The sequence below is a fragment of the Pseudomonas putida genome, from assembly GCF_028682475.1.
Classification (GTDB): Bacteria; Pseudomonadota; Gammaproteobacteria; order Pseudomonadales; family Pseudomonadaceae; genus Aquipseudomonas; species Aquipseudomonas putida_AG.
This window is the reverse complement of record NZ_JANHLE010000028.1, coordinates 16,126-42,442: the sequence shown is the minus strand read 5'-3', so window position 1 is coordinate 42,442 and position 26,317 is coordinate 16,126. Positions and strand designations below refer to the sequence as shown.

Annotated in this window: 22 protein-coding genes; 12 read left to right on the top strand and 10 right to left on the bottom strand. The window is 61.4% G+C overall.

Annotation, left to right across the window (positions count from 1 at the left end):
- Positions 1–80 precede the first annotated feature (80 nt).
- From NPS47_RS20425 to NPS47_RS20390, 8 genes are all read right to left on the bottom strand, one after another.
- Positions 81–2,003, bottom strand: a complete 1,923-nt coding sequence (locus NPS47_RS20425; RefSeq protein ID WP_274296584.1) for a PrkA family serine protein kinase — start codon at positions 2,001–2,003, stop codon at positions 81–83.
- A gap of 282 nt (positions 2,004–2,285) precedes the next feature.
- The gene (glpE, locus tag NPS47_RS20420; protein ID WP_274296583.1) at positions 2,286–2,615 is read right to left on the bottom strand and encodes a thiosulfate sulfurtransferase GlpE; all 330 of its coding nucleotides are present in this window, start codon (positions 2,613–2,615) and stop codon (positions 2,286–2,288) included.
- A gap of 14 nt (positions 2,616–2,629) precedes the next feature.
- Complete coding sequence (locus NPS47_RS20415; RefSeq protein WP_274296582.1) at positions 2,630–3,505, bottom strand: symmetrical bis(5'-nucleosyl)-tetraphosphatase; 876 nt, start codon at positions 3,503–3,505, stop codon at positions 2,630–2,632.
- Positions 3,505–3,885, bottom strand: a complete 381-nt coding sequence (apaG, locus tag NPS47_RS20410) for a Co2+/Mg2+ efflux protein ApaG (RefSeq protein WP_274296581.1) — start codon at positions 3,883–3,885, stop codon at positions 3,505–3,507. The genes NPS47_RS20415 and apaG overlap by 1 nt, the downstream gene beginning before the upstream one ends.
- A 104-nt stretch (positions 3,886–3,989) precedes the next feature.
- Positions 3,990–4,796: a 16S rRNA (adenine(1518)-N(6)/adenine(1519)-N(6))-dimethyltransferase RsmA gene (rsmA, locus tag NPS47_RS20405; RefSeq protein ID WP_274296580.1), complete on the bottom strand. Its 807-nt coding sequence runs from the start codon at positions 4,794–4,796 to the stop codon at positions 3,990–3,992.
- Positions 4,793–5,782, bottom strand: a complete 990-nt coding sequence (pdxA, locus tag NPS47_RS20400; protein ID WP_274296579.1) for a 4-hydroxythreonine-4-phosphate dehydrogenase PdxA — start codon at positions 5,780–5,782, stop codon at positions 4,793–4,795. The genes rsmA and pdxA overlap by 4 nt, the downstream gene beginning before the upstream one ends.
- Positions 5,779–7,095: a peptidylprolyl isomerase SurA gene (gene surA / locus NPS47_RS20395; RefSeq protein ID WP_274296578.1), complete on the bottom strand. Its 1,317-nt coding sequence runs from the start codon at positions 7,093–7,095 to the stop codon at positions 5,779–5,781. The genes pdxA and surA overlap by 4 nt, the downstream gene beginning before the upstream one ends.
- On the bottom strand, positions 7,076–9,886 hold the full coding sequence (locus tag NPS47_RS20390) for an LPS-assembly protein LptD (protein WP_274296577.1): 2,811 nt from the start codon (positions 9,884–9,886) through the stop codon (positions 7,076–7,078). The genes surA and NPS47_RS20390 overlap by 20 nt, the downstream gene beginning before the upstream one ends.
- 130 nt (positions 9,887–10,016) lie before the next feature.
- On the opposite strand from NPS47_RS20390, the gene NPS47_RS20385 reads away from it, so the two are divergent.
- Genes NPS47_RS20385 through NPS47_RS20375 form a run of 3 tightly spaced genes read left to right on the top strand, consistent with a single transcriptional unit; the run spans position 10,017 to position 12,476 of the window.
- Positions 10,017–11,042, top strand: a complete 1,026-nt coding sequence (locus tag NPS47_RS20385) for an aminoglycoside phosphotransferase family protein (protein WP_274296576.1) — start codon at positions 10,017–10,019, stop codon at positions 11,040–11,042.
- Entirely contained in the window at positions 11,039–11,710 is a 672-nt protein-coding gene (gene murU / locus NPS47_RS20380; protein ID WP_274296575.1) for an N-acetylmuramate alpha-1-phosphate uridylyltransferase MurU, read from the top strand. The genes NPS47_RS20385 and murU overlap by 4 nt, the downstream gene beginning before the upstream one ends.
- A gap of 1 nt (position 11,711) precedes the next feature.
- A complete protein-coding gene (locus NPS47_RS20375) occupies positions 11,712–12,476 on the top strand; it encodes a DnaJ domain-containing protein (protein ID WP_274296574.1) in 765 nt (254 codons plus the stop codon).
- Here NPS47_RS20375 and NPS47_RS20370 read toward each other — a convergent pair.
- Positions 12,473–13,477: an alpha/beta hydrolase family protein gene (locus tag NPS47_RS20370; protein WP_274296573.1), complete on the bottom strand. Its 1,005-nt coding sequence runs from the start codon at positions 13,475–13,477 to the stop codon at positions 12,473–12,475. The two genes, NPS47_RS20375 and NPS47_RS20370, sit on opposite strands and share 4 nt — an antisense overlap.
- A gap of 94 nt (positions 13,478–13,571) precedes the next feature.
- Here NPS47_RS20370 and NPS47_RS20365 point away from each other — a divergent pair, with 94 nt between their 5' ends.
- The 9 genes from NPS47_RS20365 (at position 13,572) to trpE (ending at position 24,363) form a co-directional block, all read left to right on the top strand.
- On the top strand, positions 13,572–15,962 hold the full coding sequence (locus tag NPS47_RS20365; protein WP_274296572.1) for a PAS domain-containing sensor histidine kinase: 2,391 nt from the start codon (positions 13,572–13,574) through the stop codon (positions 15,960–15,962).
- Positions 15,963–15,968: 6 nt separating this feature from the next.
- Positions 15,969–16,601, top strand: a complete 633-nt coding sequence (locus NPS47_RS20360; RefSeq protein WP_274296600.1) for a response regulator — start codon at positions 15,969–15,971, stop codon at positions 16,599–16,601.
- Positions 16,602–16,824: 223 nt separating this feature from the next.
- A complete protein-coding gene (locus NPS47_RS20355; RefSeq protein WP_274296571.1) occupies positions 16,825–17,949 on the top strand; it encodes an ABC transporter ATP-binding protein in 1,125 nt (374 codons plus the stop codon).
- A gap of 40 nt (positions 17,950–17,989) precedes the next feature.
- Positions 17,990–19,024, top strand: a complete 1,035-nt coding sequence (locus tag NPS47_RS20350; protein ID WP_274296570.1) for an ABC transporter substrate-binding protein — start codon at positions 17,990–17,992, stop codon at positions 19,022–19,024.
- A 64-nt stretch (positions 19,025–19,088) separates the two neighbouring features.
- On the top strand, positions 19,089–20,336 hold the full coding sequence (locus NPS47_RS20345) for an ABC transporter permease (protein ID WP_274296569.1): 1,248 nt from the start codon (positions 19,089–19,091) through the stop codon (positions 20,334–20,336).
- 11 nt (positions 20,337–20,347) lie between these two features.
- Entirely contained in the window at positions 20,348–21,175 is an 828-nt protein-coding gene (locus NPS47_RS20340) for an ABC transporter permease (protein WP_274296568.1), read from the top strand.
- Between the two features lie 147 nt (positions 21,176–21,322).
- Entirely contained in the window at positions 21,323–21,997 is a 675-nt protein-coding gene (gene rpe / locus NPS47_RS20335) for a ribulose-phosphate 3-epimerase (protein WP_274296567.1), read from the top strand.
- Positions 21,994–22,812, top strand: coding sequence for a phosphoglycolate phosphatase (locus NPS47_RS20330; RefSeq protein ID WP_274296566.1), 819 nt, complete (start codon positions 21,994–21,996; stop codon positions 22,810–22,812). Before rpe ends, NPS47_RS20330 begins: the two co-directional genes overlap by 4 nt.
- A gap of 69 nt (positions 22,813–22,881) precedes the next feature.
- Positions 22,882–24,363 (top strand): anthranilate synthase component I, encoded by a 1,482-nt coding sequence (gene trpE, locus NPS47_RS20325; protein ID WP_274296565.1) that lies wholly within the window; start codon positions 22,882–22,884, stop codon positions 24,361–24,363.
- A 44-nt stretch (positions 24,364–24,407) separates the two neighbouring features.
- Here the strand turns inward: trpE and estP are convergent, their stop codons facing one another.
- Complete coding sequence (gene estP / locus NPS47_RS20320) at positions 24,408–26,312, bottom strand: esterase EstP (RefSeq protein WP_274296564.1); 1,905 nt, start codon at positions 26,310–26,312, stop codon at positions 24,408–24,410.
- Between the last annotated feature and the right edge of the window lie 5 nt (positions 26,313–26,317).

Genomic DNA, 26,317 nt, shown 5'->3' with positions numbered 1-26,317 from the left:
TCAAGCTTCAAGCCGCAAGCCCGGCCAGGTGGCTGACAACAGCCTGGCGCAGCGCTTGCGGCTTGCCACTTACAGCTCGGTCACTGCGATTTTCTGACCCGCAGGTACCATTCCGAGAGCAGCCGAACTTGCTTGTCTGTGTAGCCGCGTTCCACCATTCGGGTGACGAAGTCGTTGTGTTTCTGTTGATCCTCTTTGCTCGCCTTGGCGTTGAAGCTGATGACTGGCAGCAGGTCTTCGGTGTTGGAGAACATCTTCTTCTCGATCACTACCCGCAGTTTTTCGTAGCTGAGCCAGGTCGGGTTCTTGCCATTGTTGTTGGCCCGGGCGCGCAACACGAAGTTGACGATCTCGTTGCGGAAATCCTTCGGATTGCTGATGCCTGCCGGTTTCTCGATTTTTTCCAGCTCTTCGTTGAGGGCGATACGGTTGAGGATCTCGCCGGTTTCCGGATCGCGGTACTCCTGGTCCTGGATCCAGAAGTCGGCGTACAGCACGTAGCGGTCGAAGATGTTCTGGCCGTATTCGCTGTAGGACTCCAGGTACGCGGTCTGGATTTCCTTGCCGATGAATTCGATGTAGCGCGGTGCCAGGTACTCTTTCAGGTAGCGCAGGTAGCGCTCGCGCACTTCGGCCGGGAACTGTTCCTGTTCGATCTGCTGCTCCAGTACGTAGAGCAGGTGCACCGGGTTGGCGGCGATCTCGTGAGGATCGAAGTTGAACACTTTCGACAGGATCTTGAAGGCAAAGCGGGTCGACAGGCCATTCATGCCTTCGTCCACCCCGGCAGCGTCCCGGTATTCCTGGATCGATTTGGCTTTCGGGTCGGTGTCCTTGAGGTTTTCGCCGTCATAGACGCGCATCTTCGAATAGATGTTCGAGTTTTCCGGCTCTTTGAGGCGCGACAGCACGGTGAACTGTGCGAGCATCTTCAGGGTGTCGGGTGCGCAGTGGGCCTTGGCCAGCGAACTGTTGAACAGCAATTTGTCGTAGATCTTGATCTCGTCGCTGACGCGCAGGCAGTAAGGCACCTTGACGATATAGATCCGGTCGATGAACGCTTCGTTGTTCTTGTTGTTGCGGAAGCTGTGCCATTCCGATTCGTTGGAGTGGGCCAGCAGGATCCCGGAGTAGGGGATCGAACCCAAGCCTTCGGTACTGTTGTAGTTACCTTCCTGGGTGGCAGTCAGCAACGGGTGCAGGACCTTGATCGGCGCCTTGAACATCTCGACGAACTCCATCAGGCCCTGGTTGGCCCGGCACAGTGCGCCCGAATAGCTGTAGGCGTCGGCGTCGTTCTGTGGGTATTCCTCGAGTTTGCGGATATCGACCTTGCCCACCAGGGCGGAAATGTCCTGGTTGTTCTCGTCACCCGGTTCGGTCTTGGCGATGGCGATCTGGTTGAGGATCGACGGGTACAGTTTGACCACCCTGAACTGGCTGATGTCGCCCCCGAACTCGGCCAGTCGCTTGGTCGCCCAGGGCGACATGATGGTGTTCAGGTAGCGCCGCGGAATCCCGAAGTCCTCTTCGAGAATCGCGCCGTCTTCCGTGGCGTTGAACAGCCCCAGTGGCGACTCGAAGACCGGCGAGCCCTTGATGGCATAGAAGGGCACCTTCTCCATCAGTTGCTTGAGTTTTTCCGCCAGCGAGGATTTACCGCCACCCACCGGGCCGAGCAGGTAGAGGATCTGTTTCTTCTCTTCCAGGCCCTGAGCGGCATGGCGGAAGTAGGAGACGATCTGATCGATGCACTCCTCCATGCCATGGAAATCTTCAAAGGTCGGATAGCGACGGATCACCTTGTTGGAGAAGATGCGCGACAGCCTGGAGTTGTTCGAGGTGTCGACCAGTTCCGGCTCGCCGATGGCCATCAACAGGCGTTCAGCCGCCGACGCGTAAGCACTGCGATCGCTTTTGCAGAGCTCAAGGTACTCCTGCAGCGAAAACTCTTCCTGACGGGTGGACTCGAAACGTTGTTGGAAGTGGCTAAAAATACTCATGACGTCACCTCGCTCGATACGTGGAGCCGACGCCGGATCAGTCAGCTGATGCTGGCATGCAATCGACGAATGCCGATTGCTGTATACCCCCCAGAACACCTAGAACTCGCTACCGATGACCCGCACGCCGGTGTACCGGCTCTCCCCTTTTTGGATGGCCTGGGCTTAAGGATAGTTCGTAATCGGGGAGGTCAAGGGGGGTTGCGCATGAAGTTCGCCATGACCGTTCGTCTGGTCAGGCGCGAGCCCGCACAGGACGCGGGCTGCGGCAGGTGAAAAAAATTATTCGGCAGTGCCTTGAGCGGTTTCTGCGGGGTAAGTGCCGCGCCACAGCTCAAAGCCGCCGTCGAGGCTGTAGACGTCGGAAAAGCCCTGGCTGACCAGGTAGGCCGCTGCGCTCTGGCTGGAGTTGCCGTGATAGCAGACCACTACAGTGGGAGCGTCGAGGTCGGCGCCGTGGATGAAGTCTGCCACCGAATGGTTGTCCAGATGCCTGGAGCCGGTGATATGGCTGAGGGCGTAGGTTTGCGGGTCGCGAATGTCGACCACGACCGCACCTTGCTCACGCAGCGCCTGGGCCTGCTCGGGAGGGATGCGTTTGAATTCGCTCATGGGTACGGTTTCCTTCAGGACTGGTCGCTTATTCTAGCGGGTTGTGCTGGCGCTGGAAGAGGGCGCGGTGTGCCTTCGTCGGTGCAGTCGCAACGATGGAACTGGCCGCTGTCGACGTTATACAGGGTCATCGCCCCGCCCCAGACGCAGCCGGTGTCGAGGGCAATCACATCCGGCTCCTTGCAGCGGCCTTCAAGTGCTGCCCAGTGGCCGAAGATGATCTTCACATGCCGCGAGCGGCGTCCTTTGTGGGCGAACCAGGGCTTGTAGCCGGCCGGTGCGGTGTCGATGCCTTCTTTGCTTTTGAGGTCGAGCTTGCCTTCGCTGGTGCAAAAGCGCATGCGGGTGAAGTAGTTGGTGATCACCCGCAGGCGGGTCACGCCGTTGAGGTCCTTGCTCCACTTGTTCGGCTCGTTGCCGTACATGCCGTCCAGGTAAAGCTTGAGACGGTTGTCGTCGCGCAGCACTTCCTCGACTTCACTCGCCAGCTCCAGCGCCTTGCCCAGCGTCCATTGCGGTGGAATGCCGGCATGTACCAGCGCCACGCCACGTTGCTCGTCGTAGTGCAGCAGCTTTTGCCGTCGCAACCAGTCCAGCAGTTCGTCGGCGTCCGGCGCCTGGAGAATTTCGCGCAGGGTGTCGCTTTTTTTCAGGCGCTCGATGTTGTGCCAGGCTGCCAGCAGGTGCAGGTCGTGGTTACCCAGTACACACACCAGTGATTCACGGATGGAATACAGGAAGCGCAGGGTCTCCAGCGATTCCGGGCCGCGGTTGACCAGGTCGCCTACCAGCCACAGACGGTCGACGGCGGGGTTGAAGTTGACTCGCTCAAGCAGGCACTTGAGCGGTTGCAGGCACCCTTGCAAGTCACCTACTGCGTACACCGCCATCAGTGCAGGGCTCCGGGTACGGCCAGGCGGAACGGGGCAATAGTGGCGTCGAAGCGCTTACCGTCTTCGGCAACCATCTGATAGCTACCCTGCATGGTGCCGACCTGGGAGCTGATGACGGCGCCACTGCTATAAGTGTGGCTTTTGCCGGGTTCGATCAGCGGCTGCTGGCCAATAACCCCAGCGCCCTTTACTTCTTCGACCTGACCATCGCCATTGGTGATCAGCCAGTGACGTGACATCAATTTGGCCGGCAACAATCCGTTGTTCTGCACGGTAATGGTGTAGGCGAAGGCGAAACGCTCGTTTTCGGGGTCGGATTGTTCTTTGAGAAAGCGGGTCACGACGCTGACGTCGATCTGGTAGCGGGGATCAGACATGCAAGGGGCCTTGGAAACAGACGCAAATACGGCGATTGCGTCAGTCTAGGCTATTGGCGGGGTTGCCGGCCAGTCATGCGGGCATGACTGGCCGTTGCAGCAGCTTAGTGGCTGCCTTGTTGCTCGGCCAGCTTGTCGGCCAGGCGGACGAAGGCGGCCAGGTCCAGTTGCTCCGGGCGCAGGCTACCGTCGACGCCAGCAGCTTCGATGGCTTCGCTGCTGAGTAGGGCCTTGAGGGTGTTGCGCAGGGTCTTGCGCCGTTGGTTGAAGGCTTCGCGGACGATGCGCTCCAGCAGGCGGTGATCCTTGGCCGGGAACGGCAGGGTTTCGTGCGGGACCAGGCGCACGATGGCCGAGTCGACCTTCGGCGGCGGATTGAATGCGCCAGGGCCGACGTTGAACAGGTGTTCGACCCGGCAATGGTACTGGACCATGATCGACAGACGTCCCCAGTCACCACCGCCAGGGCCTGCTGCCAGGCGCTCGACCACTTCCTTTTGCAGCATGAAGTGCATGTCGCGGATCAGCTCGGCGTTGGCCAGCAGGTGGAAGATCAGTGGCGTGGAGATGTTGTACGGCAGGTTGCCGACCACGCGCAGGCTGTTCGGCGCGGCGCCCAGGCTGGTGAAGTCGAACTTCAGGGCGTCGCCCTGGTGCAGGCGGAAGTTGTCGCGGCCAGCGAATTGCTGGTTGAGGATCGGCACCAGGTCCTTGTCCAGCTCGACCACGTCAAGCTGTGCGCCGCTGCCCAGCAGGCCTTCGGTCAGGGCGCCCTGGCCCGGGCCGATTTCCAGCATGCGATCGCCCGCCTTGGCGTGGATCGAGCGCAGGATGCGGTCGATAACGCCAGCATCATGCAGGAAGTTCTGGCCAAAGCGCTTGCGCGCCTTGTGTTGGTATTGCTCGGTCATTTTCGGGTCTCGGCCATCTGGTAGGCGGTTTCCAGGGCGACTTGCAGGCTGCCGGTGTCGATCTTGCCGCTGCCGGCCAGATCCAGGGCGGTGCCGTGGTCGACCGAGGTGCGGATGATCGGCAGGCCCAGGGTCACGTTGACGGCGGCGCCAAAGCCCTTGTACTTGAGTACGGGCAAGCCCTGGTCGTGGTACATCGCCAGCACTGCGTCGCAGTGCTCCAGATATTTGGGGGTAAACAGGGTATCGGCGGGCAACGGGCCGCGCAGGTCCATGCCTTCGCTGCGCAGGCGCGCCAATGTGGGTTCGATGGTGTCGATTTCTTCATGGCCAAGGTGGCCACCTTCACCGGCGTGCGGGTTCAGGCCGCAGACCAGGATACGCGGGTTGGCGATACCGAACTTCTGCTGCAGGTCGGCATGCAGGATCCGCGTGACACGTTCCAGGCGTTCCGCGGTGATGGCGTCGGCGACATCGCGCAGGGGCAGGTGAGTGGTCACCAGGGCCACACGCAGGCCGCGAGTGGCCAGCATCATCACCACTTGTGCGGTGCCGGTAAGTTCGGCGAGAAATTCGGTGTGCCCGGAGAAAGCGATACCGCTCTCGTTGATTACACCCTTGTGCACCGGCGCGGTGATCATCCCGGCAAAATGCCCGTCCAGGCAGCCCTGGCCCGCGCGGGTCAGGGTTTCGAGGACGAAAGCGGCATTGGCCTTGTCCAGTTGGCCAGCCACCACCGGGTTCTGCACGGGCGTGTCCCAGACATACAGGCTGCCGGCTGCGGCCGGCTGGTCGGGGAGGGCGTCGAGGCTGACCGGGATCAGGTTGACGGCCACACCCAGCTGCGTGGCCCGCTCGGCGAGCAGGTCACGGCTGGTGATGGCAATCAGGGGGTGAGGCTGGGCTTGCGCGGCGAGCAACAGGCACAGGTCGGGACCTATGCCGGCCGGCTCGCCGGGTGTGAGGGCGAAGCGCTGAAGTTTCACTGGGAGGCCTGATCGACGCCAGGAAGCTTGATTTCAACGTAGGCTTCGTCACGGATCTGACGCAGCCAGGTCTGCAGCTCTTCGTCGTACTTGCGGTTACGCAGTACGTTCATTGCTTGTTGCTCACGAGCCTGTTCGGTGCTGTCAGTGGCGCGGCGGCCAATGACTTCGAGGACGTGCCAGCCGTACTGGGTCTTGAACGGTCTGGTGACCTGACCCTGCTGGGCGTTGGCCATCTCTTCACGGAACTCGGGCACCAGGGCATTCGGGTCGATCCAGTTCAGGTCGCCACCGTTGAGGGCCGAACCCGGGTCTTCGGAGTAGCTCTTCGCCAGCTGGGCGAAGTCTTCGCCGTTCTGGATGCGCTCGTAGAGTTTCTCTGCCAGTGCTTTGGTAGCCGCTTCGCTGCGGATCTCGCTAGGCTTGATCAGGATATGGCGAACGTGCACTTCGTCACGCACCATGGTCTGGCCGCCACGCTTTTCCTGCAGCTTGAGAATGATGAAGCCGCCCGGGGTGCGGACGGGCTCGGTGACATCACCCACCGACATTGCACTGAGCATGCGGTCGAAGGGCGGTGGTAGCTGAGCCGCTTTACGCCAGCCCATCTCACCACCTTCCAGCGCGCTTTCGCTTGCCGAACGGGCGATTGCCAGTTGAGCAAAGTCGGCGCCCTGCTTGAGCTGCAGGTAAACTTGCTCGGCTTGCTTGGCTGCGGCCTGGATGGCGGTCGAATCAGCACGTTCCGGGGTCGGGATGAGGATGTTGGCCAGGCGGAACTCTTCCGACAGCTGCATCTTGCCCATGTCCGAGGCGAGGAAGTTCTTCACTTCCTGCTCCGACACCTGGATGCGCTCGGCGACCCGGCGCTGACGCACGCGGCTGATGATCATCTCGCGACGAACCTGCTCGCGAGCATCCTCATAGGACAGACCGTCGCGAGCCAGGGCTGCGCGGAACTGCTCCAGGTTCATGCCATTGCGCTGGGCGATGGTGCCGATGGCCTGGTTCAGTTCTTCGTCGGTGATACGGATGCCGGAGCGTTCGCCGATCTGCAGTTGCAGGTTTTCGACGATCAGGCGTTCCAGCACCTGTTGATCGAGCACGCCAGCGGGTGGCACGGAGCCGCCACGCTTGGCGATGGTCTGCTGCACTTCACGCACGCGGCTGTCCAGTTGGCTCTTCATGACCACGTCGTTATCGACGATGGCCACGACGCTATCCAGAGTTTGCACGGCGGCATGCGCCGTGCCGCTCAGCAATACAGCGCCCAGCAACAGCGGGCGCAGACAATCAGTAAGCTTGGTCTTCACGTTCACGATAACCTTGAATGCCTTTGTCGAGGAAAGACTCGACCTTATTGCCCACTACGCCGCCGAGGCCTTTCAGCACAACCTGGAGGAAGACGCCGTGGTCACCTTTTTCGTTTTGCGGAGTTGCCTGGCTGAAATCGTCGTAGTCAATCCAGTAACGGTTGATCAGACGCAGCTTCCAGCAGCAGTTGTCGTACTCGAAACCACCGAAGGCTTCCAGGGTACGGTTGCGGTTGTAGTCGTGCTGCCAGCGGGCGATCGCGTTCCACTGGGGAACGATCGGCCACATGACCGAGAAGTCATGTTGCTGGATCTTGTAGTAGTCCTTGACGTAGTTCGGGTCGCCTGGAACGCCGTAGTCACCGCCGCCCACCTGCCAGCGACCGGTGGTGCTGTTGTAGGTGACCATGTCATTACGGTAGCGGTAACCGAGGTTGACCACCTTGTTGACGTCGTCTTCAGGCTGGTAGTGGAACATTGCGCTGCCCGAGCGGGTGCTGCGGCTGTCCGGGTCCCAGTTGAAGTCGGAGTTGAAGCGCCAGTCGCGGTTGTAGCGGTATTCGTACTCCAGCGCATAGGGAGAAACATCCGACTGTGCGTCTGCGCGGTCTTCGAACTTGATGCCAGGCAATTGAACCTTGCGGTCCTTGAAGTACAGCGCCTGGCCGACGCTCAAACGTTGACGTTCGAAGCCGTTGTCTTCGATCCAGCGGTTGGTTACACCCAGAGACAGCTTGTTTTCATCGCCGATGCGATCGTTACCGGTGAAACGGTTGTCGCGGAACAGCGAGGCATAGTTGAACGTCGATTCACTGGTGTCGAAGACCGGAATGTCCTGTTGGTCTTCATTCGGGACGTACAGGTAGTACAGGCGCGGCTCCAGTGTCTGGCGATAGTTCTTGCCGAACCACTGGGTGTTGCGATCAAAGTACAAACCGCTGTCGACGCTGAAGATCGGTACGTTACGGCTTTGTGAACTGCCGAATTTGCCAAACTCTTCCGGTGCTGTAGCAGCCTGCTGTTTGCCCTGGCCGTCCAGATCAAGATCGTAATGCGTAGTGGCATACTTGAGCGATGGTGTCAGGTAGCCGTAGGTCGCTGTCAGAGGCAGGCTGATTTTTGGCGCAGCATGCAGACGGGTGCCGTTTGCACGAGCGAGGCCAAAGACGTTCTGGTCGATACGACCACCATCAGCGCGCACGCTGGTATCAATGTTGCCGTCTTCGTCGAACACGGTTCCGCTTTTCAGGTCACGATCGAATCGAACCGCTTCAGTCTCATAACTGAAGTCAAAACCACCCGGATGATAAGGCAGCATCCCGTTGATGGTGATCTGCGGCAGCTTGTCGTACGGGGTGATCTGCGAAATGGTCGCCAGCTCATAGGACTGCACGTTCAGGCGCGCAGTGTATGTATCGCCACGCCAGGTCAACGCACCTTGCTGATTGAGGAAGTCAGTGCTTTCGACGCCAATCTGATCCGATTCCAGGTCCTGGAAGTAGAACGGATCGCTGATGTCGGTGTAGTCGACTTCAGCCAGCAGACGCTCATCAAGGCCGCCCTTGTGCTGCCAGTTGACCATCCAGCGCTGGTCCTGGTAATCGGTCTGTTCCTTGCGATCATCGTTCTTGTCATTCAGGAAAGCACCACCGAACTGACCTTCACTCGACTTGGTCAGGTAGCGGAACTCGCCTTCCATCAACATGCCGCGCTTGGCCATGTAGCGTGGATACAAGGTGGCGTCGTAGTTTGGCGCCAGGTTGAAGTAGTACGGCGTGACCAGCATGAAGCCGGTGTCGCTGCTGGTACTGAACGATGGCGGCAGGAAACCGGACTGGCGACGGTCGTCGATCGGGAAGTAGATATACGGCGTGTAGAACACCGGAATATCCTTGACCCGCAGGGTGACGTTGGTCGCGGTACCGAAACCGGTGGCCGGGTTCAGGGTGATGTTGTTGCCCTTGAGCTGCCAGGCGTTGCTGTTCGGCTCACAGGTGGTATAGGTACCATCCTTGAGGCGGATGATGGCGTTCTCGGCACGCTTGGCGTACAGCGCGCTACCGCGGATACGCGACTTGTGCATCACGTATTCGGCGTTGTCGACCTTGGCTTCACCGGTGTCGAGCTGAATGTCGGCATGATCACCGACCACCAGCGAACCGTTGTCACGGATCTTGACGTTGCCGGCGAGTTCGCCGCGATTCTCGGCCTGGTACAGATTGGCCTCGTCGGCTTCAACCTGCATGCTGCCCTGGCGCATGACCACATCACCGGCGAGGGTGGCGATCTGCTGCTCCTGCTGGTAGCGGGAAACCTTGGCGCCGATGAAGGTCGGGGCTTCATCCTTCGGCGTGGTGTCATCCATGCCCGGACGGGTCGGCTCGATATAGGCGCCGGCACAGTACGGCCCGGTTTCGGCGAGCTGGGCCGGGGTCAGCTGGTCACGCGGAACCCAGTCCAGGTGGCTGTAGTCGGGACTGCGCGATTTCAGCGCACGGCCTTTGCTCTCGGTAACGAGCATCGGACCCTTGCCGCTTTCTTCGACGGCTTCGCCAGCCTCGGCGGTGGCTTCACCGGTCGAGCTGGCAGCTGCACCCGGATGCACCGGACGAGGCGGCAGCGCGGCAGCGTTGGCTTTGGGCTTGCAGTCCCAGCCTCCGGCAGCGGACACTTGGCAGTCGAATTGCTCTGCGGCGACCACGTACGAGGTGGCCAGAGGTTGCAGCGCCAGCAAACCGCCGGTGACCAGCAACGGGAATTTTTTACGAAACGCGGGGGATTTCAATGCCATCTTATTAGTCCGGGCTTCCTGCGTGCCATCTGCCCGCGTGTGGGGCCGCACGCCTCTCGATGGTCTGAAAAAGATGCTGGATAATAAAGCATGACCCGCTTGACGGCTAGGGCCGTCGGAGACCCTTGTAATGCCTGATCACGATGTACGCCTGCAACACCTCACTGTCTGGCTCGATGCACAACTGACCGATCTGTTCGATAAACAGGGCTGGGGTGCGGTTCCAGCGGGTAGCCTGACCGCTGCCAGCAGCGATGCGAGCTTTCGCCGTTACTTCCGCTGGCAAGCCGAAGGCCACAGTTTTATTGTCATGGACGCACCGCCGCCGCAGGAAAACTGCCGTCCTTTTGTGGATATCGCTCACTTGCTGGCTTCTGCCCAGGTCAATGTCCCGGTGATCCATGCGCAGGATCTGGAGCGTGGCTTCCTGCTGCTCAGCGATCTGGGCACCCAGACCTACCTCGATGTGATCAATGCCGACAATGCCGATGGCCTGTTCGATGACGCCATCGAAGCCCTGCTTGCCTTCCAGCAATTGCCGATGGACGCGCCGTTGCCGAGCTATGACGTGGCCCTGTTGCGCCGCGAGCTGGAGCTGTTTCCCGAGTGGTACGTGGGGCGCGAGCTGGGTCTGGGCTTCACTGACCAGCAGCTGGCCGCCTGGCAGCGCATCAGCACGCTGCTGATCGACAGCGCCCTGGCCCAGCCCAAGGTGCTGGTGCACCGCGACTATATGCCACGCAACCTGATGCAGAGTGTTCCGAACCCTGGCGTCCTGGATTTCCAGGATGCCGTGTACGGGCCGGTCACCTATGACGTCACCTGCCTGTTCAAGGATGCGTTCCTGAGCTGGCCGCAAGCGCGGGTCGAAGGCTGGCTGAAGGGCTACTGGGATCGGGCGCAGGCCAAGGGCATTGCGGTGCAGGCCGACTTCCAGGACTTCTACCGCGCCAGTGACCTGATGGGCGTGCAGCGTCACCTGAAAGTCATCGGTATTTTCGCCCGGATCTGCCACCGCGATGGCAAACCGCGTTACCTGACCGACGTACCCCGTTTCTTCGCCTATATAGATGAAGTGATTGCCCGCCGTCCTGAACTGGCCGAGCTGGATGAACTGATCGAAAGCCTGCAGGCTGCTGGCGGAGCGCGTCCATGAAAGCGATGATCCTGGCGGCGGGCAAAGGTGAGCGGATGCGTCCGCTGACCCTGCACACGCCCAAGCCTCTGCTGCCGGTGGCGGGTGTGCCGCTGATCGAGTACCACCTGCGCAACCTGGTGGCAGCAGGTTTCAAGGAGGTGGTGATCAACCATGCCTGGCTCGGTGCACAGATCGAAGCCCATCTGGGTAACGGTGCCGGTTGGGGGCTGAGCATCAGCTACTCGCCAGAGGGTGAGCCGCTGGAGACCGGGGGCGGGATCTTCAAGGCCCTGCCGCTGCTCGGTAATGAGCCCTTTGTGCTGGTCAACGGTGATGTCTGGACCGACTACGACTTCAGCCGTTTGCCGCCAAAGCCTGCCGGCCTCGCCCATCTGGTACTGGTCGATAACCCCGGCCATCACGGCAAGGGCGATTTCTGCCTGCAGCAGGGGCTGGTCAGTGATGGCCAGGACGGGGCAGACACCCTGACCTACAGCGGCATCGCCGTCATCGACCCGGCCCTGTTCGACGGTTGTACGGCCGGTGCCTTCAAGCTGGCGCCGCTGTTACGCCAGGCAATGGCAACGGCTCAGGTCAGTGGCGAGTATTTCAGCGGTCACTGGGTGGATGTCGGCACGCAGGAGCGTCTGGCTGCAGTCGAACAACTGATCAAAGGACGCCGTTGACATGTTGTGGCCGAGCACAGTGATTGGTGCCGGGGCCGGCTTCGCCATTGCCAGCATTCCAGGGGCATTGCTGGGGGCGTTGCTGGGTCAGGCGATGGACCGCCGCTTGCAGTTGCACACTTGGGCCCATGTCCGTGAGCGTCTGGGCGGGCGTCCGGTATTGCGTGACGATGAGGTGCTGTTCGTGCTGCTTGGGCGTCTGGCCAAGAGCGACGGGCGGGTGCTCGACGGGCATATTCAACAGGCGCGTCAGGAGATGCAGCGCCTGGAGATGAGCGAGCCTGCGCGGCGCCGAGCGATTGCCGCGTTCAACCGCGGCAAGAGTGGCAAGGACCGCCTGGGTGTCTACCTGCGTCGTTTGCGGCAGCAGCCGCATGCCGCCGAGGGCATGTTGCGCGCCTGCTTGCGCATGGCCTGGGCCGATGGCCGGGCAGGTCGGCACGAACGCGAGCTGTTGCTCGACTGGGGGCAGCAGTTGGGGTGGTCGGCGCCCAAGGTCCAGGCACTGGCGCTGGAATATGAGCCTCAGCGGCCGGGCTTATCCAGCGCCAACCTCGGCTATCAGGACGCTTTGCGGCTGCTCGGTGTTGAGGCGCACGCTGAGCCGGGCCAGATCAAGCAGGCGTATCGGCGGCTGGTCAGCCGCCACCACCCGGACAAGCTGGTCGGCAGTGGCGCCAGCCCCTCCCAGGTGCGTGAGGCCACCGAGCGTACCCGTGAGCTGCACCAGGCCTACGCGATCATCCGCCAGCGCCGCGGTTTCTAGTCGGCCTGTTCCGGGCTGAGCCAGCCGCGCACCCGGCGGAACAGTTGCTCCTGTTCTGCCGCGCTGTTACCGGGCATGGCGGTCAATCCTACCTGACGATAGTTGTTGTCCTTGAGCCGTTTGCTGGCTTGCAGGCGCTGCTCGGCAGCGCGTCGCGCCTGGGGCTGGCTGCTGTAGAAGAAATCAGCGGTGGGGACTTTCAGCGACGGCGCCAGGGTGTCCAGGCTTTGTTCCGCTTGTGCAGGCGTCTGTGCTGCGACCATCACCAGTTTTTGCACCTGTGCCGGTTGCCGCTCGCTGACATAGCGGGCAGCCCAGTAGGCGCCACTGCCATTGCCCAGCAGGACGATGCTACGTGCGTTGTGCTGCTGGGCGTAGGCCACAGCGGCATCGAGACGGGCAAAGATGCGCTCGGCATCGGCTTTGTCATTGATGCCCGGGGCCTCGGGTTGGTCTGCACTTCCACTGCCTTCACTCTCGGCGGTCGTGGCTTTTTCGACGCTGGCATTGGCGTCGTCAGGCGTGTCTTTGGCCGGTGCGCTCTGACCTTGGGCCACCGGCTGACTCGGCGCCGGTGCCGTGTCGACGCGTGCTTGCGGGCTGTCGGCCAGCAGGTCCGGCAAGCTCAGGCTCAGGCTGTGCCAGCCGGCGTCTGGAAATTTTCGGCGCAACGGGCCGACGGTCTTTGGCCAATCGGCGGTTTCGCTAGCACCGGCGAGAATGATCAGTGCGCCGTCGGGTTCGCTGGTGTTGGCCGGTTTCCACAGGGCGAGGAAATTGTCACTGCCGGCTTGCAGCATGTGTTGCTCGGCCTGAGGGACCTGGCGCTCCAGTGCCAGGGCACCTTCCTCGCTGCGTTCAACCAGCGGTTGGCGCTGGACGCTTGCCGGTGGCGTGTTTTCCGTGGCTTGCGGTGTTTCATCTGCAGCCGCTTGTGCGCTACAAGGTAGTATCAATACAAGGCAAAACGCCGGAAGCGTCGTGCGAAAAAGTGCGAACATGGCGTGGTCCAGGCCAGAATAATACCGGCAGCCTAATAGTATTTGTCCGGGACGGCCATGCTCGGTGGCCATCCATTCTTTGATGAGCGTTTAGATGAAGTCACTGCGCTGCCTGTTGGTTATCGGCTGTTTGTGCTGGTCCTTGATCGCTTGGGCGACCCCTGCAAGCACGTCGGCCGCTGTGGTGCTCGACCCTGCGCAACAGCAATGGCTCGAGCAACATCGCAGCCTGCGGGTCGGGCTGGTGTTGCAAGCGCCGTTCGCCCAGTTCGACCGTCGTCTGCAGCAGCTGTATGGCGTCAATGTCGAACTGATGAACTGGCTGGGGCGCTCGCTGGGGCTGGACCTGACCTGGCGCAACTTCCCGGATCAGGCCGCGCTGGAGCGGGCGCTGGTGGCCGGTGAGGTCGATCTGGCGCCTGGCCTGACCCAGACACCGGCCGGTCTGCGCTTGTGGTTGTTCAGCGATCCGTACATGCGCGTGCCGCAGTTGATCGTTGGCCCCCGCAGTGGGGCGGTGGCGGTGGATCTTGAGAAACTCGCCGACAATGAACGGGTCGCGGTGCGCATGCCCAGCGCCGTGGCCGACTACCTGCGCGCCACCTACGCCAACCTCAACGTGCAAGGCGTTCCCGAGGAGCGTCAGGCGCTGCAACTGGTACTCGGCGAACAAGCCCGCTACGCCGTGGTGGATGAAGCACAGTTGAGCCGGCTGTCGCGAGAAAGCGAGTTCAGCGACCTGGCGGTGGTCGGCGATATCGGTCTGCCACAATTGCTGCGCGTTGCTTCGCGACGTGACTGGCCGCAACTGGCGGAGATTCTTGAGCGCGGCCTGCAGGCTATCCCGGCCAAAGACCTGGAACAATTGCACCAGCGCTGGCTGGAACCCAAGTACCCGCGTTTGAGCGAGTCGCCGGGGTTCTGGCAGAACCTGGGATTGCTGCTGGCTGCGCTGTTGTTCAGCTGCGTGGCCATCGTGGTGTGGCAGCGGCGCCAGTTGCGTCAGCTGGAGCACCACCTGCTGACAGCGCGGGAGACCATCAACCAGCGTCAGGCGCGGGAAGAGGCCTTGCGCTTGAGTCAGTTCTCCATCGACCAGAGCACGGTGGGCATTCTTTGGGTCAACTGGGACAGTCATGTGCGTTATGCCAACCGCGCCGCCGAAAGCATGCTCGGCTATGCCGAGGGTGCGGTGGTCGACCGGCCACTGATCGACTTCGAACCCGGCCTGCATATGGACCGCTGGCTTGAACTGTGGAAAGGCGCGCGGGCCAGCAACGATGTTGCCCTGCATTTCGAAACCCAGTGCCTACGTGCCGATGGCAGTCTGCTGCCGGTAGATGTGTCGCTGAGCTTTTTGCGCTTTCGCGATGCCGAGTATCTGGTGGTGTTTCTCAACGACGTGACCGAACGACGTCGGGCACTGGCGGCCTTGCGCGAAAGCGAGGCCAGGCTCAAGGGGATTGCCGGCAACGTTCCCGGCCTGGTGTTCCGGCTTGAGCGCAACCCGGCTGAAGGCGACCTGGAGTTTCCCTACATCAGTGAAGGCAGCGAGGCCCTGGTCGGTTACACCCCAGCGGCCTTGCAGCACCCGGACATGGGCTTGCGCAACCTGGTTCATCCGGATGACCGGGCCGATTACCACAAAGTCCAGGACCTGGCCCTGGCCACCGATCGTGACTGGTCGTGGCAGGGGCGCATCCTGACCCGCGAGGGTGAGCAGCGCTGGGCTGATATCAAGGCCAGTACCCGTAGCCTGGGGGATGGCCGGGTGGTCTGGGATGGCGTGGTCTGGGACATTACCCAGAGCAAGCGGGCCGAGCTGGAACTGGCGCGTTCCCAGGAGCAGTTGCGCGATCTTTCGGCGCACCTGGAAAGCGTCCGGGAAGAAGAAAAGGCTCATATCGCCCGCGAAGTGCATGACGAACTGGGGCAGATGCTCACCGTACTCAAACTGGAAACCTCCATGTGCGAGCTGGCCTATGCCGACCTCGACCCCGGTCTCAACGAGCGCCTGGGCAGCATGAAACGCCTGATTGCCCAGCTGTTCCAGTTGGTTCGGGATGTCGCCACAGCGTTACGTCCGCCGATTCTGGATGCCGGCATCGCCTCGGCGATCGAGTGGCAGGCGCGGCGTTTCGAAGCGCGCACACAGATTCCCTGCCTGGTCCAGGTCCCGGAAAACCTGCCGCCGTTGAGCGATGCCAAGGCCATTGGCCTGTTCCGCATCCTGCAAGAGGCGCTGACCAATGTCATGCGTCATGCCCAGGCGCATACTGTGCAGATCAGCTTGAGCCTGGACGGTCGCACCTTGCGTCTGACAGTTATCGACGATGGCATCGGCTTTGCCCTGGATGAAAGCCGCCCGACCTCTTTCGGTCTGGTCGGGATGCGCGAACGGGTACTGATGTTGGGCGGGCAAATGGCCCTGGAGAGCGAACCGGGCGAGGGCACCAGCCTGAGCGTGGCGATTCCCCTGAAATAGGAGCGTATTGTGATTCGAGTTCTGGTTGCCGAAGACCACACCATCGTCCGCGAAGGCATCAAGCAGTTGATTGGCCTGGCCAAGGACATGCAGGTGGCAGGGGAGGCCGGTAATGGCGAGCAACTGCTGGAGGCTTTGCGCCATACCGACTGCGAAGTGGTGTTGCTGGATATCTCCATGCCCGGGGTCAATGGCCTTGAGGCGATTCCGCGGATCCGCGCCTTGAGCAACCCGCCAGCGATCCTGGTGCTGTCGATGCATGACGAGGCGCAGATGGCCGCGCGGGCGCTGAAGGTCGGTGCTGCCGGCTATGCGACCAAGGACAGCGATCCGGCCTTGTTGTTGACGGCCATTCGGCGGGTGGCCGGCGGCGGTCGTTACATCGATCCGGATCTGGCTGACCGGATGGTCTTCGAGGTTGGCCTGACGGATGCCCGGCCCTTGCACTCTCTACTGTCTGAGCGCGAATTTTCGGTGTTCGAGCGCCTGGCCCAGGGCGCTAACGTCAACGACATTGCCCAGCAGCTGGCACTGAGCAACAAGACCATCAGCACCCACAAGGCGCGGCTGATGCAGAAGCTCAATGTGAACTCGCTGGCGGAGCTGGTGAAGTACGCCATGGAGCATAAGTTGCTCTGATTGTTCTGATCGCGACATCGCGGGGCAAGCCTGCTCCCACAGAAATGCTGTGGGAGCAGGCTTGCCCCGCGATGACCTATCCAAAAACGCCATCCTTGTAGGGCAATCCCTACCCCAAGCCTTCCATCCTGCTGATACCAATCTCTCTCCACCCCCGATTTGCGCGGACTCGCCCCTTCACTAGGCTGTCATCACGGCAGTCATCCAATAAGAAGGTACGGGTATGAGTGAGGTGAATTCGAGCGCTGCAGCCGGCGAAGTGTTGGTCAGCTTCCGCGGTGTGCAGAAGAGCTATGACGGCGAGTCGCTGATCGTCAAAGACCTCAATCTGGATATTCGCAAAGGCGAATTCCTGACCTTGCTCGGCCCTTCCGGCTCCGGCAAGACCACCAGCCTGATGATGCTGGCAGGCTTCGAGACGCCGACCGCCGGCGAAATCCAGCTGGCCGGGCGCTCGATCAACAACGTGCCGCCGCACAAACGCGACATCGGCATGGTGTTCCAGAACTACGCCCTGTTCCCGCACATGACCGTGGCCGAGAATCTGGCCTTCCCCTTGACCGTGCGCAACCTGAGCAAGACCGACATCAGCGAGCGGGTCAAGCGCGTGCTCAACATGGTTCAGCTCGATGCGTTCGCCAAGCGCTACCCCGGTCAGCTGTCTGGTGGCCAGCAGCAGCGGGTGGCCCTGGCCCGGGCACTGGTGTTCGAGCCGCAGCTGGTGCTGATGGATGAACCGCTCGGCGCCCTCGACAAGCAGCTGCGTGAACACATGCAGATGGAAATCAAACACCTGCACCAGCGCTTGGGCGTCACTGTGGTGTATGTCACCCACGACCAGGGTGAAGCGCTGACCATGTCCGATCGCGTGGCGGTGTTCCATCAGGGCGAGATCCAGCAGATCGCCGACCCGCGCACCCTCTATGAAGAGCCGAAGAACACCTTCGTCGCCAACTTCATCGGTGAAAACAACCGCATCAATGGCCGCCTCATCAGTCAGGACGGTGAGCGTTGCCTGGTGCAGCTGGCCCGCGGTGAGAAGGTTGAAGCATTGGCGGTCAATGTCGGCGAGACCGGCGAGCCGGTGACCCTGTCGATCCGCCCCGAGCGTGTACGCCTCAATGGCCACAGCGAGAGCTGCGTCAACCGCTTCTCCGGGCGGGTGGCCGAATTCATCTATCTGGGCGACCACGTACGGGTCCGTCTGGAGGTGTGCGGCAAGGCCGATTTCTTCGTGAAGCAGCCGATTGCCGAACTCGACCCGGCCCTGGCCGTGGGCGACGTGGTACCGCTTGGCTGGGAAGTGGAGCACGCCCGCGCGCTCGATCCGATCCTGGAAGCCAATTGAAGGTTTGCTTCACCAACCCTGTACTGTGGAGAAAATAATAATGCTAAAGCACTTGAAGTTGACCGCACTGACGCTGGGGCTGTTTGCGGCGGGCCAGGCCATGGCGGCGGCTGACCTGACCGTGATCTCTTTCGGTGGCGCCAACAAGGCAGCCCAGACCAAAGCGTTCTACGAGCCATGGGAAAAGGCCGGCAACGGCAAGATCGTTGCGGGTGAATACAACGGTGAAATGGCCAAGGTCAAAGCCATGGTCGACACCAAGAGCGTGTCCTGGAACCTGGTCGAGGTCGAGTCGCCGGAACTGGCCCGTGGCTGTGACGAAGGCATGTTCGAAGAACTCGACCCGGCGCTGTTCGGTGACGAGGCCGACTATGTCCCAGGTGCCATCCAGCCTTGCGGCGTAGGCTTCTTCGTCTGGTCCACCGTGATGGCCTACAACGCCGACAAGCTGAAAACCGCGCCAACCAGCTGGGCTGATTTCTGGGACACCAAGCAGTTCCCGGGCAAGCGCGGCCTGCGCAAGGGCGCCAAGTACACCCTGGAATTCGCCCTGATGGCCGACGGTGTCGCGCCTAAAGACGTCTACAAGGTGCTCGGTACCAAGGAAGGCCAGGACCGTGCCTTCAAGAAACTCGACGAACTCAAGCCAAGCATCCAGTGGTGGGAAGCTGGCGCCCAGCCGCCACAGTACCTGGCCTCGGGGGACGTGGTCATGAGCTCGGCCTACAACGGCCGGATCGCCGCGGTACAGAAAGAAAGCAACCTGAAGGTGGTGTGGAACGGCGGCATCTACGACTTCGACGCCTGGGCCATCCCGAAGGGCGCGAAAAATGTCGAAGAAGCCAAGAAGTTCATCGCCTATTCGGTCAAGCCTGAGCAACAGAAGACCTACTCGGAAAACATCGCTTATGGCCCGGCCAATTCCAAAGCGGTGAGCCTGCTCTCCGACGAGATCAAGAAAGACATGCCGACCACCCCGGAAAACATTGCCAACCAGGTGCAGATCGACGTCGCCTTCTGGGCTGACAACAGCGAGCAACTGGAGCAACGCTTCAACGCCTGGGCTGCCAAGTAAGGTCGGCTGATGGAGCGTCGGCACGTCGCCGACGCTTCCTGTTCTCAAGATTTCGGAGTTCGCTATGGCCATCGCAGTGCCCCTCAATGAAGGCGCCGGTTCCACACTCAAGCAGCGTCTGGCGCGTGCCGAGCGGGTCAACCGCTGGAAGGCGCAAGCCCTGATCGCGCCGCTGGCGCTGTTCCTGCTGCTGGTTTTCCTGGTGCCGATTGCCGCGCTGCTCTACAAGAGCGTCGGCAACCCGGAAGTTGTCACCGGCCTGCCGCAAACCGTTGCGGCGGTCTCGCAGTGGGACGGTAAGGGCCTGCCGGACGAGCCGGTGTACAAGGCACTGAGCGAAGACCTTGGCCAGGCGCGCAAGAACCAGACCCTGGGCGACACCTCCAAGCGTCTGAACATGGAGCTGGCCGGCTATCGCAGCCTGCTGGCGAAAACCGCCCGAGCCTTGCCGTTCAAGACCGAGCCGGCTTCTTATAAAGAAGCACTGCAGCAACTGGACGAGCGCTGGGGCGATCCGGCCTACTGGCAGGCGATTCGCCGTAACACCAGTAGTGTCACACCGTTCTACCTGTTGGCCGCCCTCGACCATCGCATCGATGATCTCGGCGAGCTGGCCAAGGCGACCCCGGACCAGGCCATTTACCTGGACATCTTCACCCGTACCCTGTGGATGGGCTTCGTCATCACCGCCATCTGCCTGGTGCTGGCTTATCCGCTGGCCTATTTGCTGGCCAACCTGCCAACCCGGCAGAGCAACCTGCTGATGATCCTGGTGCTGCTGCCGTTCTGGACCTCGATTCTGGTGCGGGTTGCGGCCTGGATCGTGTTGCTGCAATCGGGTGGTTTGATCAACAGCGCACTGATGGCCCTGGGTATCATCGACAAACCGCTGGAGCTGGTATTCAACCGCACCGGTGTGTACATCTCCATGGTCCACATTCTGTTGCCGTTCATGATCCTGCCGATCTACAGCGTGATGAAGGGCATTTCACCCACCTACATGCGTGCGGCGATTTCTCTGGGCTGCCATCCATTTGCGAGCTTCTGGCGGGTGTACTTCCCACAGACCTACGCAGGTGTAGGCGCGGGCTGTCTGCTGGTGTTCATCCTGGCCATCGGCTACTACATCACCCCGGCGCTGCTCGGCAGCCCGAACGATCAGATGGTCAGCTACTTCGTGGCGTTCTACACCAACACCAGCATCAACTGGGGTATGGCGACTGCGCTGGGCGGTCTGCTGTTGCTCGCTACGGTGATTCTGTACCTGATCTATAGCTGGCTGGTCGGCGCCAGCCGCCTGCGTCTGAGCTGAGGAGCGTTGTCATGCTGAGCCCTTACATGTCGCCCGTTGAGCGGGTCTGGTTCTACAGCTTGCGCATCCTCTGCGGGCTGATCCTGTTGTTCCTGGTATTGCCGGTGCTGGTGATCATTCCGCTGTCGTTCAACACCGGTAGCTTCCTGGTCTATCCGCTGCAAGGCTTTTCGTTGCAGTGGTATCAGGACTTCTTTGCCTCGGCCGAGTGGATGCGGGCGTTGAAGAACAGCATCATCGTCGCCCCGGCGGCGACGGTGCTGGCCATGGTGTTCGGCACCCTGGCTTCGATTGGCCTGACCCGCGGGGACTTCCCCGGCAAGCCGCTGATCATGGCCCTGGTAATTTCGCCGATGGTCGTGCCGGTGGTGATCATCGGTGTCGCCAGTTACCTGTTCTTCGCACCGCTGGGCCTGGGTAACAGCTTCATTTCGCTGATTCTGGTGCATGCGGTGCTGGGTGTGCCATTCGTCATCATTACTGTGTCGGCGACCTTGCAGGGTTTCAACTACAACCTGGTGCGTGCCGCCGCCAGCCTGGGCGCCTCGCCGCTGACGGCGTTCCGTCGGGTGACCTTGCCGCTGATTGCCCCCGGGGTGATTTCCGGCGCCCTGTTCGCCTTTGCCACCTCGTTCGACGAAGTGGTGGTGACGCTGTTCCTCGCCGGCCCCGAGCAGGCGACCCTGCCACGGCAGATGTTCAGCGGTATCCGCGAGAACCTCAGCCCGACCATCGCTGCGGCGGCGACCTTGCTGATCGCCTTTTCGGTGGTGCTGTTGCTGACCCTGGAATGGTTGCGCGGGCGTAGTGAAAAACTGCGGACTCAGCAGCCGGGTTGAATTCATCGCGGGGCAAGCCCGCTCCCACAGGACCTCGGTGGGAGCGGGCTTGCCCCGCGATGGTCGGACTGTTTGATACCGGTCAGCCCATGGCCATTCGCCTGAGGTACAATGCGCGCCACCGTGATTCTGTCCTACAGGTGCGCCATGCAGCCCTACGCTATTGCCCCCTCGATTCTTTCTGCCGATTTCGCTCGCCTGGGCGAGGAAGTCGACAATGTGCTGGCCGCTGGTGCCGACATCGTTCACTTCGACGTAATGGACAACCACTACGTACCGAACCTGACCATCGGCCCAATGGTCTGCACCGCACTGCGCAAGTACGGCATCACCGCGCCGATCGACGTGCACCTGATGGTCAGCCCGGTCGACCGCATCATCGGCGACTTCATCGAAGCAGGCGCCAGCTACATTACCTTCCATCCGGAAGCCTCCCTGCACATCGATCGTTCACTACAGTTGATTCGTGACGGTGGTTGCAAGGCCGGCCTGGTGTTCAACCCGGCAACCCCGCTCGACACCCTCAAGTACGTGATGGACAAGGTCGACATGATCCTGTTGATGAGCGTCAACCCAGGTTTTGGCGGTCAGAAATTCATTCCCGGCACCCTCGACAAGTTGCGCGAAGCCCGTGCGCTGATCGATGCCAGCGGCCGCGATATCCGCCTGGAAATCGACGGTGGGGTGAACGTTAACAACATTCGCGAGATCGCTGCCGCCGGTGCCGATACCTTCGTGGCCGGGTCTGCAATCTTCAACACCCCGAACTACCAGGAGGTGATTGCCAAGATGCGCGCCGAACTGGCCCTGGCGCGTCCATGAGCGGCTTCGAGCAGCTGTTCCCCGGCGCGCTGCCCAAACTGGTGATGTTTGATCTGGACGGTACCCTGATCGATTCGGTACCGGACCTGGCAGCGGCGGTGGATAACATGCTGCTCGAAATGGGGCGCAAGCCCGCTGGTCTTGAGGCGGTGCGCCACTGGGTCGGCAATGGCGCCCCGGTGCTGGTGCGCCGGGCCCTGGCCGGTGGTCTGGACCATGCCAGCGTCGATGAAGACGAGGCAGAGAAGGGCCTGGAGCTGTTCATGCAGGCCTATGCCGACAACCACCAGCTGACCGTGGTGTACCCCGGTGTGCGCGACACGCTCAAGTGGCTGCACAAGCAGGGCGTGGAAATGGCCCTGATCACCAACAAGCCGGAGCGCTTTGTCGCGCCGTTGCTCGACCAGATGAAGATCGGTCGTTATTTTCGCTGGATCATCGGCGGCGACACCCTGCCGCAGAAAAAGCCTGATCCAGCTGCATTGCTGTTCGTCATGAAAATGGCCAACGTCTCGGCTGAAGCTGCCTTGTTCGTCGGCGATTCGCGCAGCGACGTGCTGGCCGCCAAAGCCGCCGGGGTCAAGTGCGTCGGCTTGAGCTATGGCTACAATCACGGCCGGCCGATCAGCGAAGAAGGCCCGTGCCTGGTCATCGATGACCTGCGTGCGCTGTTGCCCGGTTGCTTAGATGCGGCCACTGGGATAACGTTGGCTGACGTTCATTCCCCCAAAGATCGAGATTCCATCGTGGCGGTTACCGGCAAACTCTGGATGAAAGTCATCAAGGCCCTGGCCCGTTGGCGTTGGCGCGCCTGACTGTTCGCTGCCGGCCGTTGCCGGCCCGTTTGCCTGTCTGACCCATTTGCTGCTTGCCACGAGGCTATCATGACCCGCGAAGAATTCCTGCGCCTGGCCGCTGCCGGCTACAACCGCATTCCCCTGGCCTGCGAGACGCTGGCCGACTTCGACACGCCGCTGTCGATCTACCTGAAACTGGCCGATCAACCCAACTCCTACCTGCTCGAGTCTGTACAGGGCGGCGAGAAGTGGGGGCGTTACTCGATCATTGGTCTGCCGTGCCGCACCGTGCTGCGTGTGCATGATTACCAGGTGCGGATCACGCATGACGAAGTCGAAATCGAACGTCACGATGTGGAAGACCCGCTGGCTTTCGTCGAGTCCTTCAAAGAGCGTTACAACGTCCCGACCATTGCCGGTCTGCCGCGCTTCAATGGTGGCCTGGTGGGCTACTTTGGCTATGACTGCGTGCGCTATGTCGAGAAGCGTCTGGGCAAATGCCCGAACCCGGATCCGCTGGGCGTGCCGGATATCCTGCTGATGGTGTCCGACGCCGTGGTGGTGTTCGATAACCTGGCGGGCAAGATGCACGCCATCGTGCTGGTCGATCCGGCTCAGGAACAGGCCTACGAAAACGGTCTGGCACGTCTGGAAGGGTTGCTTGAACAACTGCGCCAGCCGATTACCCCGCGTCGCGGCCTGGAGCTGGGTGGCCCGCAAGCCGCCGAGCCGACCTTCCGTTCCAGCTTCACCCAGAGCGATTACGAACGCGCGGTCGATACCATCAAGGAATACATTCTCGCTGGTGACTGCATGCAGGTAGTGCCGTCGCAGCGTATGTCGATCGACTTCAAGGCAGCGCCCATCGACCTGTACCGGGCGCTGCGTTGCTTTAACCCGACGCCGTACATGTACTTCTTCAATTTTGGTGACTTCCACGTAGTGGGTAGCTCGCCGGAAGTGCTGGTACGGGTCGAAGACAATCTGGTCACCGTGCGTCCGATCGCCGGTACGCGTCCACGCGGCGCGACCGAAGAGGCGGACCGGGCACTGGAAGAAGATCTGCTGTCCGACGACAAGGAAATCGCCGAGCACCTGATGCTCATCGACCTGGGCCGCAACGACGCCGGCCGGGTGTCGGCAACCGGTACAGTCAAGGTCACCGAGAAGATGGTGATCGAGCGTTACTCTAACGTCATGCACATTGTTTCCAACGTCACCGGTGAACTGAAAGAAGGCCTCAGCGCCATGGATGCGTTGCGCGCCATCCTGCCTGCCGGGACCTTGTCCGGGGCGCCGAAGATCCGCGCCATGGAAATCATCGATGAGCTTGAGCCGGTCAAGCGCGGGGTCTACGGTGGCGCAGTCGGCTACTTTGCCTGGAACGGCAACATGGACACTGCCATCGCAATCCGCACAGCGGTCATCAAGGATGGCGAGCTGCATGTACAGGCCGGTGGCGGCATCGTCGCCGACTCGGTGCCTGCGCTGGAATGGGAAGAGACCATCAACAAACGCCGGGCGATGTTCCGCGCGGTAGCGCTGGCGGAACAGACGCCGCGCAGCTGAAGTTGAAAAAACGGCGCTCCACATGAGCGCCGTTTTTTATGCCGTCAGAAGTCCAGACTCAGGGCCAGGTTGATTCCTTGCTGGGTGAGTTCGTCACTCTTGCGCCAGTTGTATCCGGCGCGCAGTGCCAGTTGCGGTGCCAGCTGATGGGTTACGCCCAGGCTGGCACGGTTCATGTTGCTCTGTGGGGTGTACCCGGTGAGGGTGAAGTCGTTGCCGGGCAGGCTGTTCAGGTTCAGGGTCAGGTCCTGCTGGTCATCCTCGAACTCATGCTCGTGAGCGACTTCGGCGAACAACTGGGTGGCCGGGGCAATCCGGTATTTGCCCAGCAGGCCGAGGCCCAGACGGCGGGATTCGCTTTCCTGATCATCGAAGCTCAGTGCCGTGGCGCGGGCGCCTTTCTCCGAGTAACCATCGACTTTCACGCGGGCGTAGTCGGCACTGATAAAGGGTGACAGGTGCCAGTCGCTGTCTGCCTGAGCCAGGTCGTAGCCCAGACGTGCGGCAAAGGCCCAGACTTCACCGTTGGTATCACCTTTTTCGCTGCGCTCATTGATCCCCAGGGCGAATGTACGCTTCAGGTCACCATAGTCCAGATGCCCCACGCTCAATGCGGCATCGGCCCACCACTGGTTACGCTGGTACTGGGCGAATGCGCTGGCCAGATAGCTGTCGAGCTTGTACTCGGAGTCATGGGCACCGGCTTCGAGCTTCTGCTGATCGATACCGGCGGCCAGGCCGATACGCCAGGCTTCGTCAAGGCGGTAGCTACCACCGAGGGTCAGGTTGTAGCCATGGCCATCGGCGCTGGCCGAACTGCGCTGGCCATCGATATCCAGTTTCTGTCCGCTGGCGGCAACAATGGCTTGCCATTGGCCGATCGCTTGCCAGTCGCTTTGCCATTGGTTGCGTAGTTCGTCCTGATGCGCACGCAGACTGGCGTGGGCCATTTCCGGCAGTAGCGTCAGCTCCCAGGGGGCGGCGAGCAGCGAGTAACCGTAGTCGGCAATCAGCTTCTGTCCGGCGCTGGTGGGGTGGACCGAATCGTTGAACAGCAGCTTGGACGGGTCAGGTGTGGCGCTGTTGATTCCGTACAGCGGGTTCTCCAGGCAACCGTTGCCGCTGTAACAGGTGCCGACCAGGTTCTGGCCGACGGCAAGGCCGAACTGTTGTGGGGCGTTGACACTTTCCTGAAGCAGCAGGGGCACGTTCAACGGAATGATCTGCGCATCGATCTGCCCCAGTTGCCGGACCAGCTCCTGATTGAAGACATTGCTCAACTGTGACAGCGGGCCCTGCTGGGGTGTACCGCTGAAGGCGGGCGTCAGGCCCAGGTCGGGCAGCAACCAGACCATGATGTAGCGTGCTCCTCCCTGTTGCAGGGCGTGAGCGCTGGCGGCCAAGCGGTCGGCTGCGGCGACGGCGCCTGCAGGTGAAGTGACCAACCCCTGAAGGAAGTCGTTACCGCCCCCTGTCAGGTAGTACAGCGCGTTCGGATCAGCTCGCAGCCCACCGGCAAGGTAACCGGGGCGTTCGCGCAAAACAGTGCCGGCACCGGGATTGCCCGGTGGGATGACAGTCAGAGAGCTACCGGTGATGGACTCGTAGATCTGGTCGGTGCGGTAGCCGCCCACGGCCCAGTTGTTGCCATCGGGGCGGCCGAGCGCTGCATTCACCGGAGAGGTGGAAGCACCCAGTTCGCTCGGCCTGATACCCAGCTGTGCCCCCAGCAGCATGGGAGATACCGCCGCGTACTGGCCATTTGCATCGCGGTTGGTGAAGCGCAGGCCGCTGCCGCTTGGGTCGCCTGGATCAGGGAACTGCCCGGCATCACTTAAGCTGTCACCAAAAACGATCAGCGTCGAATAGGGTGAAGGCGTGGCAAATGCCTGGCTGCTGGCCAGCAGCAACATGCCGAGTAATGAGCGAAAAAATGGCGGTTTTTGCATTGAAG

Bases quoted from the DNA above. Each gene is read 5' to 3' on its own strand.
- NPS47_RS20385 (WP_274296576.1), top strand. From the start codon at position 10,017: ATGCCTGATCACGATGTACGCCTGCAACACCTCACTGTCTGGCTCGAT.
- trpE (WP_274296565.1), top strand. From the start codon at position 22,882: ATGACCCGCGAAGAATTCCTGCGCCTGGCCGCTGCCGGCTACAACCGC.
- NPS47_RS20375 (WP_274296574.1), top strand. From the start codon at position 11,712: ATGTTGTGGCCGAGCACAGTGATTGGTGCCGGGGCCGGCTTCGCCATT.
- NPS47_RS20415 (WP_274296582.1), bottom strand. From the start codon at position 3,505: ATGGCGGTGTACGCAGTAGGTGACTTGCAAGGGTGCCTGCAACCGCTC.
- NPS47_RS20330 (WP_274296566.1), top strand. From the start codon at position 21,994: ATGAGCGGCTTCGAGCAGCTGTTCCCCGGCGCGCTGCCCAAACTGGTG.
- NPS47_RS20355 (WP_274296571.1), top strand. From the start codon at position 16,825: ATGAGTGAGGTGAATTCGAGCGCTGCAGCCGGCGAAGTGTTGGTCAGC.
- NPS47_RS20340 (WP_274296568.1), top strand. From the start codon at position 20,348: ATGCTGAGCCCTTACATGTCGCCCGTTGAGCGGGTCTGGTTCTACAGC.
- estP (WP_274296564.1), bottom strand. From the start codon at position 26,312: ATGCAAAAACCGCCATTTTTTCGCTCATTACTCGGCATGTTGCTGCTG.
- NPS47_RS20345 (WP_274296569.1), top strand. From the start codon at position 19,089: ATGGCCATCGCAGTGCCCCTCAATGAAGGCGCCGGTTCCACACTCAAG.
- rsmA (WP_274296580.1), bottom strand. From the start codon at position 4,796: ATGACCGAGCAATACCAACACAAGGCGCGCAAGCGCTTTGGCCAGAAC.
- NPS47_RS20350 (WP_274296570.1), top strand. From the start codon at position 17,990: ATGCTAAAGCACTTGAAGTTGACCGCACTGACGCTGGGGCTGTTTGCG.
- apaG (WP_274296581.1), bottom strand. From the start codon at position 3,885: ATGTCTGATCCCCGCTACCAGATCGACGTCAGCGTCGTGACCCGCTTT.
- murU (WP_274296575.1), top strand. From the start codon at position 11,039: ATGAAAGCGATGATCCTGGCGGCGGGCAAAGGTGAGCGGATGCGTCCG.
- NPS47_RS20365 (WP_274296572.1), top strand. From the start codon at position 13,572: ATGAAGTCACTGCGCTGCCTGTTGGTTATCGGCTGTTTGTGCTGGTCC.
- glpE (WP_274296583.1), bottom strand. From the start codon at position 2,615: ATGAGCGAATTCAAACGCATCCCTCCCGAGCAGGCCCAGGCGCTGCGT.
- NPS47_RS20390 (WP_274296577.1), bottom strand. From the start codon at position 9,886: ATGGCATTGAAATCCCCCGCGTTTCGTAAAAAATTCCCGTTGCTGGTC.
- NPS47_RS20425 (WP_274296584.1), bottom strand. From the start codon at position 2,003: ATGAGTATTTTTAGCCACTTCCAACAACGTTTCGAGTCCACCCGTCAG.
- NPS47_RS20370 (WP_274296573.1), bottom strand. From the start codon at position 13,477: ATGTTCGCACTTTTTCGCACGACGCTTCCGGCGTTTTGCCTTGTATTG.
- rpe (WP_274296567.1), top strand. From the start codon at position 21,323: ATGCAGCCCTACGCTATTGCCCCCTCGATTCTTTCTGCCGATTTCGCT.